Annotated in this window: 13 protein-coding genes and 1 rRNA gene; 4 read left to right on the forward strand and 10 right to left on the reverse strand. The window is 37.8% G+C overall.

Annotated elements, in window-relative coordinates; translation table 11 throughout:
* The first annotated feature begins 2 nt into the window (after positions 1-2).
* Positions 3-108 (forward strand): 5S ribosomal RNA (gene rrf, locus KMW37_RS04575).
* A gap of 249 nt (positions 109-357) precedes the next feature.
* Here rrf and KMW37_RS04580 read toward each other — a convergent pair.
* Genes KMW37_RS04580 through KMW37_RS04590 form a run of 3 tightly spaced genes read right to left on the reverse strand, consistent with a single transcriptional unit; the run spans position 358 to position 3,731 of the window.
* Positions 358-936: a Maf family nucleotide pyrophosphatase gene (locus tag KMW37_RS04580; RefSeq protein ID WP_262898193.1), complete on the reverse strand. Its 579-nt coding sequence runs from the start codon at positions 934-936 to the stop codon at positions 358-360.
* Position 937: 1 nt separating this feature from the next.
* Positions 938-2,236, reverse strand: a complete 1,299-nt coding sequence (locus tag KMW37_RS04585; protein WP_215223441.1) for a DUF1015 domain-containing protein — start codon at positions 2,234-2,236, stop codon at positions 938-940.
* Positions 2,229-3,731 (reverse strand): acetyl-CoA carboxylase biotin carboxylase subunit, encoded by a 1,503-nt coding sequence (locus KMW37_RS04590; RefSeq protein WP_215223442.1) that lies wholly within the window; start codon positions 3,729-3,731, stop codon positions 2,229-2,231. Before KMW37_RS04590 ends, KMW37_RS04585 begins: the two co-directional genes overlap by 8 nt.
* 176 nt (positions 3,732-3,907) lie before the next feature.
* On the opposite strand from KMW37_RS04590, the gene KMW37_RS04595 reads away from it, so the two are divergent.
* Both KMW37_RS04595 and KMW37_RS04600 read left to right on the forward strand, forming a co-directional pair.
* Positions 3,908-5,158, forward strand: coding sequence for an aminotransferase class I/II-fold pyridoxal phosphate-dependent enzyme (locus KMW37_RS04595; protein ID WP_215223443.1), 1,251 nt, complete (start codon positions 3,908-3,910; stop codon positions 5,156-5,158).
* Positions 5,159-5,255: 97 nt separating this feature from the next.
* The gene (locus tag KMW37_RS04600; RefSeq protein ID WP_186756977.1) at positions 5,256-5,432 is read left to right on the forward strand and encodes a histone H1; all 177 of its coding nucleotides are present in this window, start codon (positions 5,256-5,258) and stop codon (positions 5,430-5,432) included.
* Positions 5,433-5,481: 49 nt separating this feature from the next.
* Here the strand turns inward: KMW37_RS04600 and dapA are convergent, their stop codons facing one another.
* Genes dapA through ligA form a run of 3 tightly spaced genes read right to left on the reverse strand, consistent with a single transcriptional unit; the run spans position 5,482 to position 9,319 of the window.
* On the reverse strand, positions 5,482-6,342 hold the full coding sequence (gene dapA, locus KMW37_RS04605) for a 4-hydroxy-tetrahydrodipicolinate synthase (protein ID WP_215223444.1): 861 nt from the start codon (positions 6,340-6,342) through the stop codon (positions 5,482-5,484).
* Positions 6,343-6,344: 2 nt separating this feature from the next.
* Positions 6,345-6,836: a DUF6913 domain-containing protein gene (locus KMW37_RS04610; protein WP_215223445.1), complete on the reverse strand. Its 492-nt coding sequence runs from the start codon at positions 6,834-6,836 to the stop codon at positions 6,345-6,347.
* Between the two features lie 20 nt (positions 6,837-6,856).
* Positions 6,857-9,319, reverse strand: coding sequence for an NAD-dependent DNA ligase LigA (ligA, locus tag KMW37_RS04615; protein ID WP_215223446.1), 2,463 nt, complete (start codon positions 9,317-9,319; stop codon positions 6,857-6,859).
* Positions 9,320-9,477: 158 nt separating this feature from the next.
* Here ligA and KMW37_RS04620 point away from each other — a divergent pair, with 158 nt between their 5' ends.
* Positions 9,478-10,113: a TetR/AcrR family transcriptional regulator gene (locus KMW37_RS04620; protein ID WP_215223447.1), complete on the forward strand. Its 636-nt coding sequence runs from the start codon at positions 9,478-9,480 to the stop codon at positions 10,111-10,113.
* 141 nt (positions 10,114-10,254) lie between these two features.
* On the opposite strand, the gene xseB is transcribed toward KMW37_RS04620, so the two are convergent.
* The 4 genes from xseB to KMW37_RS04640 all read right to left on the reverse strand — a co-directional run bounded on the left by xseB (position 10,255) and on the right by KMW37_RS04640 (position 12,690).
* Complete coding sequence (xseB, locus tag KMW37_RS04625; RefSeq protein ID WP_215223448.1) at positions 10,255-10,458, reverse strand: exodeoxyribonuclease VII small subunit; 204 nt, start codon at positions 10,456-10,458, stop codon at positions 10,255-10,257.
* Positions 10,448-11,764: an exodeoxyribonuclease VII large subunit gene (xseA, locus tag KMW37_RS04630; RefSeq protein WP_215223449.1), complete on the reverse strand. Its 1,317-nt coding sequence runs from the start codon at positions 11,762-11,764 to the stop codon at positions 10,448-10,450. Before xseA ends, xseB begins: the two co-directional genes overlap by 11 nt.
* A 77-nt stretch (positions 11,765-11,841) precedes the next feature.
* Entirely contained in the window at positions 11,842-12,297 is a 456-nt protein-coding gene (locus KMW37_RS04635; protein ID WP_215223450.1) for a Spy/CpxP family protein refolding chaperone, read from the reverse strand.
* A 12-nt stretch (positions 12,298-12,309) separates the two neighbouring features.
* Complete coding sequence (locus KMW37_RS04640; protein WP_215223451.1) at positions 12,310-12,690, reverse strand: hypothetical protein; 381 nt, start codon at positions 12,688-12,690, stop codon at positions 12,310-12,312.
* Positions 12,691-12,709 lie beyond the last annotated feature (19 nt).

Consider the following 12,709-nt stretch of genomic DNA (forward strand, 5'->3'; position numbering starts at 1 on the left):
TGGGCGGTACGGCGCAGGGGATCCACCTCTTCCCATCCCGAACAGAGAAGTTAAGCCCTGTCGCGCCGATGGTACTGGGGTTACACCCGGGAGAGTAGGTCGCCGCCCTCACCTATCAGGCCCCTTTTACAAACACCGTGAAAGGGGCTTTTTGTTTTTAATTTAACTTCATAAGAACCTAAAAGGAGGTGATTAAAAAGAGTAAAATTAAAGCTTCTGTGTAATCAAGTAACTTTTTATAATGGGATTGCGGATTCTTTCATCCTTTTATGGATGTAATTCAAAATTTAATAGTGAAATGAGAAAAGCCAATAGCTATTATTAACTATTGACTTTTCCCATATGTTTAATACTGGATTACCAGTTTTTTAATTCTTCATATATTCTATGGACAGGAAGCCCCATGACAGTATAGAAAGAGCCTACTAATTTGTTCACTGCAGCATAACCTATCCATTCTTGTACACCATAAGCACCGGCCTTATCAAAGGGGTGGCATTTATCAATATAATATTCTATTTCCTGATCGGATAATTCATTAAAGTAAACTTCTGTAATATCGGAGTAAACTGTTTTTTTGTGGTTGTCCATCATACAAACTCCAGAAATTACTTGATGGGCTTTACCCGACAATTGCTTTAGCATTTCAATAGCTTCTTGCTTGTTGGCAGGCTTATTCAACACCTTACCATCCACAAGTACAGTGGTGTCCGAAGTAATGATTAATTCATCTGGGCCTAGATCTGGTTCAAATGCTTTTGCTTTCTTTTCGGCCAAGTAAGCAGCTACTTCTGTGTGTTCTAAATCCTCTGGAAAATCTTCATTTACCTCTTTTGTGCGGACTTCAAAAGGTATAAATAAACCTTTCATTAACTCTTGTCTTCTAGGTGACTTAGAAGCAAGAACGATTCTTTTTGTGTTTAGTATAGGAAACAATTTATTGGTAGTTATAATATGGATAATTGAAATCTTCTTCTTTTATAGAGCCAAATAATAGGCCGGATAATAATTTGGGGTAAAAATAAGTTGATTTTTGGGGAAGGGTATAGCCTGAATTACAAACTTTTAATATTTCTTCTATCTTTACTGGCCGTGTAAGTATAGCTATATCTACTTCATTTTTGTTTAATTTTAGTTTGCAGATATCGAGGTTACTCTCATATTCTATATTATTTGAATAGCGTTGTTCGTGGTATGGAATCCCTATGATTTTATCAATAAAGAAATAGTGAAGTATGGATAAATCTAATTCTTTCACTACCTCTGGTGTAGATGTGGAGAATTCAGGAAAGCATTCTGGTTTGAATACAATATTATAGGCAAATTCTCTTGTCAGGAGAATATAGCTCCATTTAGCTGTTATATTCTCCGAATGGAAAGCGTCATTGCGTTGGTAGGGATAAATGTTGAAATACTCTTTAAGTTTATTGATTAGCTCATGTTCAGAAAATCTTATGTTTCTCAGCAATCTATGTGTAGGTAGAATTTTAAGGTTGTTTGAACAGGAATTGGTGAAATACATCATGTGGTAATTATAAGCTTCTTTACCGCTATGATTTGGATTCCCGGATTGACAAATGTTCTTGTATTTAATGGCTGCTTGTAGTCTATGATGACCATCGGCCAGAATGATGTTTTTAGGCTTTATTAGGTCCAAAAACTTCTTAATAATTATAGGCTTGTTAATTCTTGAAAGAACTTCTCTTACGCCTTGATAATCTTTTATATTATATAGGGGATCTTTTATGGCCTCATCCATAAAGTTTTCCAGAACAAAGTTTTTGTCCTCAAAAAGCCCGTGAGTAGGACTTGATTGTATCAGCGTTTTTTGAAGCAGGCTAAGTCGTTCTTTTACCGAAGAGGATATCGTGTCTTCATGCCTTAAAATCACCTTTTCTTCCCAATCATAGGCTTTAATTTGTGCTATGAAACCTTTTCTGCAATATTCCTTTTTACTGCCTGCTGGGGTAAAGTATTGATAATAAACATATATTCCTGGTTCATTATCCTGAAGGATTATTTCATTGTACTTCCATTGGTTTAAAGTTTCAACTGGCTTTTCTAAGTTTTCCTTTTTTTCTGGCAAGGTCAAGTGGACGCTGTTAAAGGGATTGCTATAAAGGTTTTCCAATTGCCCAGGCGCAGCAACATCAAAAAGTGGAGAAACTAATTCTTCCATTGGTATATTAAGGTTCTTATTGTACCGCCAAGCACGTAAGGGTAATATTTCAGCCACTTTTTTTCCTTTTAGTCCAATTGGTTTTTTCTTTTAATTGTTGTTGAGTTAAAGGTTGATTTTGTGGTGATGATTGTTGAATAATAAATGAACTTAAAGCTGCTAATATTGCTTTTTCATCATTAGTGAAACTGGTTTTTAAGTTTTCAGGAGTAAAATACTTCTCAATAAATTTTGTGTCAAATTCACCAGATCTAAAGGAAGCATGATTCATCACATATTTAGCGAAAGGAAGTGTGCTTTCAATTCCAGTGATTATATAGCCATTAATAGCCCTGATCATTTTTTCAATGCATTTTTCTCTATCCTCATCAAAGCAAATTAATTTAGCGATCATAGGGTCGTAATATATCGGGATGTCCATTCCTTCTTCAAAACCATCGTCCACTCTGATTCCTGGACCTTCAGGCCTTTTATAAGTATGGAGTTTGCCTATATCAGGAAGGAAATTGTTTTGGGGATCTTCAGCATATACCCTGGTTTCAATAGCGTGTCCATTAATACTTAATTCCTCTTGGTTAAAACTTAGTGTTTTCCCTTCTGCTATAAGAACTTGTTCGCGGACAAGGTCTTTTCCTGTAATGAATTCAGTTACAGGATGTTCAACCTGTAGTCTAGTGTTCATTTCAAGAAAATAAAAATTCAGTTTCTCATCTACTATGAATTCAACCGTTCCTGCACCGTGGTAACTACAAGCCTTGGCAACATTGATCGCCGCAATGCCCATTTTTTGCCGCATGCTAGGTGTGACTATAGCTGAAGGAGCCTCCTCTATTACCTTTTGGTGTCGTCTTTGGATGGAACATTCTCTTTCAAACAAATGGACAATATTCCCATGTTGGTCTCCCAAGATTTGGATTTCTATATGTCGCGGTGAGCTGATATATTTTTCGATGAATACAGCACCATCGCCAAATGAACTTTGCGCTTCACTCACGGCTCTTTGTAGTTGTTCTTCGAATTCGTCTTCATTTTCAACAATTCGCATACCTTTGCCTCCTCCTCCTGCACTTGCTTTGATAAGAATAGGGTAGCCCACTTCCTTGGCTATTTTTTTTGCCTCGATTAGATCAGATATGGGCTCGTCAGTACCTGGGACTAAGGGGATATCATATTGACTTACTGCTTTTTTTGCTGCAAGTTTACTCCCCATTATTTCAATGGCGGTAGGCGAAGGGCCTATGAAAATGATACCGGCTGCCTGTACTTTTTGGGCAAACGCTGCGTTCTCTGAAAGGAATCCATAGCCGGGGTGAATAGCATCTACTTTTAAAGCCTTGGACAGCTCAATAATTTTGTCTTGTAAAAGGTAAGATTCTTTAGATGGCGAGGGACCAAGATAAGCAGCCTCATCTGCAAAACTTACATGAGGGGAATTCCTATCTGCATCGCTGAAAACTGCCACAGATATTATACCCATTTCATGGAGAGTTCTCATGATCCTTAAGGCAATTTCACCTCTGTTGGCAATTAGGATTTTCTTAATCTTCGGCATAGGGTATTGGGATTACTATTCTGTGTAAAAAAATGGTTTTTAATAATATAACAATTAAAGCAGGAATTGTGAAATATGATGCGTTTTTTGCACATAACTTGAAAATATGCTATTTTTGGGGGTTTTAAAGAATAGTATAAGAAGTAAGCAGTAAGTACTCTAAACGATTATAAGTTTTGGATATATTTGAAAAACTACAAACAAATCTAGGACCACTTGGCAAGCACTCAGACTTGTCAGAAGGATATTTTATGTTCCCAAAATTGGAGGGTGAAATAGCTCCTAGAATGAAATTTAAGGGAAAGGAAGTTTTGACCTGGAGTTTGAACAACTACCTAGGTTTAGCTAACCACCCAGAGGTAAGAAAGGCTGATGCAGAGGCTGCCGAAAAGTGGGGTGCCGCATATCCCATGGGAGCGAGGATGATGTCCGGTAATACCGATTTACACGAGAAGTTGGAGAGAGAGCTGGCTGAGTTTGTTGGAAAAGAAAAAGCTTATTTGCTCAATTTCGGTTATCAGGGAATTATGTCTGTAATTGATTCATTGGTGGATCGTAAGGATGTAATTGTATATGATAGCGAATGTCATGCTTGTATTATTGATGCCTTGAGAATGCATATGGGTAAACGTTTTGTTTTCCCGCATAATGACATGGAGAATTTCGAAAAGCAATTGGTAAGAGCAGAAAAACTGACCAATGAAACTGGCGGTGGGATCCTTGTGATTACTGAAGGTGTTTTCGGAATGACCGGTAATATGGGAGATTTGAAAGGGATTGTGAAGTTGAAAGAGAAATTCCAATTTAGGTTATTGGTGGATGATGCACATGGTTTTGGCACCATGGGTGCTACTGGTGCTGGAGCAGGAGAGGAGCAAGGCGTTCAGGATCAAATTGACCTTTACTTCTCTACTTTCGCTAAATCTATGGCTGGTATAGGTGCGTTTATTGCAGGAAATGAAAAGGCTGTTCATTATCTCAAATATAATATGCGTTCTCAAATCTTCGCCAAATCGCTTCCAATGGTGTTTGTTGAAGGTGGATTGAAACGTTTGGAATTATTGAGAAGTAATCCAGAGCACAAAGCTAATCTTTGGAAAGTGGTTAATGCTCTTCAAAATGGCTTGAAAGAAAAAGGGTTCAGCATCGGAACTACTACTACTCCAGTTACCCCAGTTGTATTAAATGGAACAGTGGGTGAAGCGGCTACCTTAAGTAAGGATTTACGCGAGAATTATAATATTTTCTGCTCTGTCGTAATCTATCCGGTGGTACCTAAAGGAATGATTATTTTGAGATTGATTCCTACTGCTGTCCATACTTTGGAAGATGTGGCTGAAACCATTTCTGCTTTCGAAGCTATCAAGGATAAACTATCTAGTGGATACTATAAGACTACAGAACTAGCGACTTCATTTGGTGAATAAAGTTTCAAAAAATATGGCTGATGTGTTGTTTTATAAACATTTTGACTATATTGAATGAAAAATAAACTTATCATCAACCTAAAAATTAATTTTTACCATGAGTAAATTTAGTGAAATCAAAGATCTAGTAATGTCTTTGGAAGCTGACTTCGAAAAATTCTATGAAAAGAAAAATTCAGCAGCTGGTACCAGAGTTAGAAAAGGTATGCAAGAGATGAAAAATATGGCCCAAGAAATTCGTAAAGAAGTTCAGGACATCAAAAATAAAGGTTAATATAAGCTTCAATAAAAAAAGCTGGCCAACTACGTTGGCCAGCTTTTTTTTATACTGTTTGTGAAACTTCTTTTATCTTTTTGTCCAGACTTTCGGTTGCCCTTAGTAGTGGAAGTCTTACTTGGTCCCCACAGATACCTATGTGTTTTAAGAGGTTTTTAATGCCCACAGGGTTGCTTTCTGCGTACATAAGTGGATTGATTTCCAATAAGCGGAAAACGGCAGTTTTGGCCTCTTCAAGCTTTCCGTGGCATATGGTTTTAAAGACATCAGGATAGCTGTTGGCAAGGACTGAAATAACCCCTTCACAACCGATGGCACGCATGGAAGCAGTAAGCATATCATCACCTGAAATCAATAAAAAATCCTCAGGTTTGTTTTTACAGATTTCCATACACTGTACCAAATCACCGCTAGCTTCTTTAATTCCAATAATATTGGAATGTTTGGAAAGTGCCAAAGTGGTCTGTGCGGTCATATTGGACATGGTTCTTCCAGGTACATTATAAAGGATTACAGGTACAGGGCAAGCTTCGGCGATTTTTTCGAAGTGAATTTGGATGCCTGCTTGAGTAGGCTTGTTATAGTAAGGACTTACAGAAAGGATAGCATCTACCTTGCTTAGGTCTGTGTCATTGATTTCGTCAATGGCAGCCCGGGTATTATTTGCTCCAATTCCATAAACAATAGGTAGTCTTCCATTATTAATCTTAATGGCCTCAGCAAGGACAGAACGTTTTTCCTCTCTGGATAAGGTAGATGCTTCTCCAGTAGTTCCTTGCACAACCAGGTAATCAGCACCACCTTTGATAACATGCTCCACTACCTTTTCTAACCCACTAAAATCAATATTTCCTTCCTCATCAAAAGGCGTAACTAAGGCTACTCCCGTCCCAATAAATTTTTTCATTTCTAAATTATCTTCTTTAGGTACTTAAGTAAATTTTTAATATTGTGATCCAAATCCGTATTTTCCTTCGCTAACATTAAATCAAAACCATTTGAAGCAGATTGATCATAGAAACCAATTTTGCAACGTGCGTTTTTTTGATTGACGACCAGTTTTTGGAAGTCATTAAAGTCAGTTACTGTGGACAAAAACAAATCTGCAGGGCTGTCAAGAAAATCTTGTAAGTGATTTTGGGCTTTGCCAAACAAGGAAAACCCTTTACTTGAAAAACTTCCCTCAACAGATCCTTTATCAGTGTAATATACGGTTTGAATTTCCAGCTTTGCCGGCCATTCATTTTGGATAGTTTTTTCAGCTATCGCTATCTCTTCATAAGAATCTGCTAAAATATGAATTGATTTAATATCATCCATTGATTTTAACCAATTCTCTACAGTATTGCCTTTATTTTTTTTGAGCTGAAGAGAAATAAAGAATTTTTTTATCCATTTCATGTCTTTTTTCGCAAAGGGGGTTAATCCTGAATCATTTGAATGAATTCCTCTTCAGAAATAAGTTTGACGCCCAATTTCTCGGCCTTTTCTTTTTTGCTGGGGCCCATGTCAGCACCTTCTATGATAAAATCCAGGCTTTTGGAAACCGATTTGACATAGGTTCCTCCGTGGGCATTAATGGTGTCTATTATTTCATCTCTCTTAAAATGTTCCAACTTGCCAGATGCCAGTATTTTCATTCCTTCCAGGGCATTGCTCTTCTGACTTGGGGTATCTTCCTCTTTGACCTCAAAATGCAATCCTTGAGCCCTTAATCTTTCAATGATTTGAAGGTTCTCTTCTTGTTTGAAAAAATCCTTTAAACTATAAACCAATGTTTCTCCAATGCCATTGATTTCCAATAAGCTTTCAGATGAACTTTGCATAAGTTGGTCAATATTCCCAAAGTGTTGAGCTAATATCTGTGCGGTGTTTTCCCCTATGTTTCTAATACCCAAAGCAAAAAGTACTTTTTCAAAAGGCTGTTCTTTGGATACTTCAATTCCATGAAACATATTGGAAATTACCCCCTCTTGGAAGGTATTTCCTTTCAGTCTTTTGATTTTGTCTTCCTGTTCTGAAGTCAGTTCAAAATCAAAGGCCAAGACCATATCATGTACAGTGTTTTTTTCTTGTGACAACCGATGAAGCTTTTCCAAGCTTATTTGTTTGCCTACAAAAAGGGATAATACAACTGAGCAAGGCAAAAAGTCCTCAATCTGGTCATGCGGAAGTGCTTCCAGTCTCTCTAGAAGGATTTCAAGAGAACCCAAATTTTGAGCCTTGTTGGATTTTTGGCTTTCTATGAAGCTTTTGAATTTCTCTAATTTCGGTTGTAGTTCAAGTGTTTCATTGTCCTGAAGGAACTGGTCTATTGCTGTAAGGGAAATTCCATGGGTGATGGAGAAAAGTGCCTTTTTAAGAATAACGTATAGGTATCCCTCACTGCTCTTGTCATATTGGTCATTATTGATTTCCAAGCCTAATAGCATATCCTTTTGTGAATGCAGGTCATAAAGGTCTGCTGGAGTAGCTACATATCCTTGGTTGATAAGCGCCCTTATTCTTTCTGTTCCCAATGAGTCAATATCCATGGCTCTTTTGGATACGAAATGTTCTATTCTTCCCAGTATCTGGGGAGGACATGATTTTGTATTTGGGCAAAAGTGTTTGGCTTCTCCTTCTTTTCTTTCCAATAAGGTCCCGCATTCAGGGCAATGCGTAATATATTGGACAGGTTGAGCACCAGATTTTCTCTTTTCTATAAAAACACCAGTTATTTTAGGGATGATTTCTCCGCCTTTTTCAACAAAGACAGTATCTCCATTGTGTAAGCCTAAGCGCTCAATTTCATTAGCATTATGCAGTGAGGCCCTTTTAACGGTGGTACCTGCTAGAGATACTGGTGAAAGATTGGCCACAGGTGTGATAGCTCCTGTTCTGCCAACCTGATAGGTGACTGACATCAATTCGCTTTCAGCACTTTCAGCTTTGTATTTATAGGCAATTGCCCATCGCGGGATTTTGGCCGTATAGCCCAGTTCTTCCCGTTGTCCATAATCGTTGATTTTTAGAACCACTCCGTCTGTCTCCATGGAGAGCTCATGGCGTTTTTCCCTCCAGGATTCTATATAATCCAATACCGAGTCAATGTCCGTACAGTTTTTATAGGTAGGAGAGATGTTGAACCCCCATTTCTCTAATAGTTTGATGGCGTCAAAGTGGTTGTCTACACCAATATCATCACCAAGAAGTTGGTAGCAATAGCAATTAAGCCTTCTTTTTGCTACTACACTGCTGTCCTGCATTTTAAGGGTCCCTGAAGCCGTATTTCTTGGATTGGCCAGCAAAGCCTCATCATTGGCAGCTCTTTCAGCATTGATTTTTTCAAACTCCTTGATACCCAAAAATATTTCACCCCGTACCTCAAATTTTGCGGGAATATCATCACCTTCTAGAAATAAGGGGATACTTTGGATTGTTTTTACATTTTCTGTGACATTATCACCTCTAAAGCCATCTCCGCGGGTAACGGCCCTAACCAGTTTACCCTGTTCATACACTAAACTAATTGCAACTCCATCAAATTTCAGCTCACAAAAATAAGAATAGTCTTTATGCCCAAGGCCTTTAACAACCCTTTCATCAAAAGCTTCCAAATCTTCTTTGGAGTAGGTGTTCCCGAGTGAGAGCATTCTTGTTTCGTGCTCAACTGTTTCAAACTCCTTGGTTATCGTTCCTCCTACACGAAGGCTAGGGCTGTTTTGGTCCTGTAAATCAGGGTATTTATTTTCTAACTGAATCAGCTCACTTAAAAGTTGGTCAAATTCATAATCAGAAATTTCGCTACGATCTTCCTGATAATAGAGTTGGTTATGATGGTTGATAGCAGCGGTAAGTTCAGCTATCCTTTTTTTTGCTTCAGATTTGGGATTGGTATTCATGTAGATCCTTTGAGGTTCTGCTTTTTTTGTCGTTCAAATCTACAGCTTTTGAACGAAAATTTCTGTCTATTGTGTCGCTATTATTTTTCCCTCAAAGTTGGAAAATAGGGGATAATATTAAATCGAAATAATTATATTTGAAATCCAGTTTTAGCGAAATGAATAAGAGTAAAAAAGTAGAAGAGAAGATAATGGAAATGGCAAATAAGCTATTTTTCCAAAATGGGTATAAGAATACAACCATGGATGATATATCCAAAAATCTAGGGATGAGTAAAAAAACAGTTTACATGTATTTTCCAGGTAAACTAGAGTTGTTGGAAGCTTCTTTTAACCTCCTCAGAACCAAGTTGTCCATTAAGGTGGAGACCATCTTACAGGATGAAAACCTTTCTTTTTTAATGAAGTTAAAATCCATGCTTTCTGCAATAGCTTCAGATCTAGCCCCTATCAATCCTCAATTAGTGTCTGATTTGAGAGAGCAGGTACCTGAGGTTTGGGCAGCATTGGAGGATTATATCAGGACATCAGCTTATTTAAGGTTTCAAAGATTGGTGCAATATGGAATTGATCAGGGACTGGTGTCTTCTAAAGTAAATAAGAGTATGGTGGTATTGATATATGCTTCTGCTATTCAAAATTTGATAGACCCTAAATTTTTGGGACAATTTCCACCTGAAATGATAGATGGACTGGAATTAAAGCCAGTAAAAATTTATGATCAGGCTATTTCCATTATTTTTGAGGGCATACTCACCGATGAAGCTAAGAAAGAATATTTGGGTGCTGATTAATCCAAAAAGCAGCTGTCTTTTTAAATAATATTACCGTTAGCTGAATATTCAAATAATAATAGGAGGGATATGGACAATTCCTTCATTTCCCTGCCTTCACAAAAAACGGTATTTTAAAAACAGCTGCTTTCAATGTTCCATTTATTGCTCCTCTTCGCCAAAGGCTTTAAGGATATCTTCTTCAGTCATTCTCAACTTTGATTTACAAGCCTTAACTAGTGAGCTTGCTTCTTTGACTAAGGAGGAGAGTTCATCTATACTTTTGTCATCTTCTTCAAGTTGACTAATAATTTCTTCAATCCTACTAATGGACTTGTCGTAACTAAAGTTGTCTTTACTGCTCATTTTCTTCTATGGTATTTATAATGCTATTAATTTTTTTAGATAAAGTATAAGTGGTGAGTTCGTCTCCTTTTTTGACTGTTAGATTATTGATGGGTTTTCCTTTGATCTCTGTACGGGTATAACCCTTCTTCAAAAAGGTGTAAGGGTCTAGTCTGTTTAAATCCCTGCTCAGCGTATCAAGTCTTAATCTTTCATTGCTAAGAATATTGGAAAATGTTCTCTTCATACCTGAATCCAAGTGTTGTAGTTCATTAGACTTGATTTTCAAAAGATGAAGGGATTGGGAAATAATTCTTTGTTTAAGCATTTCGGCTGTGTCCTTGCCACGTTGGATTTGGTTTTGTGAAATGCTTTTTAATAAATGCTCTAGATTTGAGATTTTTCGGTCTTCCTTTTGGAGTTGGTAGGCAACATGTCTCTCGATTTGTTTGAAATGGCCTTCCAATAAATCTTCATAGTTTCTGAAGCCTGAAAGGATGAATTCAGCTACGGCAGTAGGGGTTTTCATTTTAGTGTGGGCTACCATGTCCACTATGGATTCATCTCTCTCATGCCCAATTCCCGTGACCACAGGCAATGAGGTACAGGCAATGGCCTTGGCTAGTTCATAATCATCAAAGCAGTCCAAATCAAGCTGGGCACCACCACCCCTAATAATTACCATTAAGTCGAAATTTTCCTTTATTAGGTCAGCCTCAATCTGCTGAATGGCCAATATTAAACTGTCCACTGCCTGATCACCTTGCATGGTCGCTTGGTATAGTTTACAATGGACTTTGTAATGATTTCTATTATGTTCTACCTGATTGATGAAGTCACCGTAGCCTGCAGCATTGGCAGAGCTGATGATAGCGACTTTTTGGGGGACCTTGGGCAGGATAAATTGCTTGTTGAGATCCATTAGCCCCTCTTTGGTAAGCAGGTCAATGGTCTCCTGTCTTTTTCTGGCTTTTTCCCCCAAGGTGAAGTTAGGGTCGATATCCTTGATATTGACACTTAATCCATAGACTTCATGAAATTGTATACTTACTTGTGCCAAGATTTTCATTCCAGCTTTTAGGTTTTGCCCCGTAATTGAGGTGAACCTTGAGGCGATGCCTCTGTAGGTATATGACCATATATTAGCCCTGATTTTGGCAAGAATGCTTTTGTTGGATTTTTCTACAAGTTCGAGATAGGCATGTCCCCGGGGAGAATCCCGGAATTCTCCAATTTCAGCAATTACCCAATAAGAGGGGGCCAAGTTGGCATCAAGGCATTGTTGGATTAGTTGATTAAGTTCTAATAATGAAAGGGGCCTTTGCATAGAACAAAATAAATAAAAAATAGCCAGCGTAGCCGGCTATTCAATTTCTTTTTTAATGATAATTATTTGAAATCTTTCTAGGGAACATCAGGCCCCTGTTTTCCTCTTTCTCTGGTGGTCCTATATAAGTGCCTTAAGAATTCCCTTTCTATTTCGCCTATTTTATAAACTTGTACTGGGCTTAGGATTTCCGATACTTGTTTTGAGAAATCTTTTTCAATGTCCAAAAGCTCTTGCTGTAATTCGAATTTTTTATTGATCAGTTCAGTGGCTTTTTCAGAACTTATATTTTCATCCTTTGGATGCATGAGCTTTCTTAATTCCAAATGAACCTCTTTTCGTTTTTTATCAAATTGATTGTAAATGGGCCAGAATTCAGTGGCTTGTTCCGGGTCAATATCAAGTCGCTGAGTTAAAAAGGCAATCTTTGCAGCTTCAAATTTTTCCATGTCGAACTTCCTCCCCTGTTCCCTTTGCGCCAAAGCGGAGAAAGAAGTTAAACATGCTATCATTAGGATTAGTAGGGTTCTCATTTCTTTTGTTTTTTAGTATATCCACATTTCCTGTTCCAACTCAGTTTCATTTGCATCATATGTTCCGCCCCATTCTTCTTCAATAATCTGATCTAAAATAGCATTGGGATCATCGCTGAGAGAAAGTATGTCTTCTGCAAACCAATCACCTTGATCGATCATTAGTTCCATTTCTTGATCCAGCGCATAAGTGTTGGAAAGGTTGTCAGATGAATCTATCGATATTTTAAATATAGATAGCCCAAAGCCAAGAAACAAAATTGCAGCCGCCGCCCAGCGTGTAAAATACACCTGTCGGGTCTTTTTCCGCTTGTTCTCAAGGATATTGTCCGCAAGTTGGTCAAAGTATCCCTCAGGGGTTTTGAATATGTTATTTTTTGGTAATCCTTTCATAGCTTATTACTTAGACAAT

Origin of the sequence: Echinicola shivajiensis (genome assembly GCF_018642165.1) — a bacterium.
GTDB classification, from domain to species: Bacteria; Bacteroidota; Bacteroidia; order Cytophagales; family Cyclobacteriaceae; genus Echinicola; species Echinicola shivajiensis.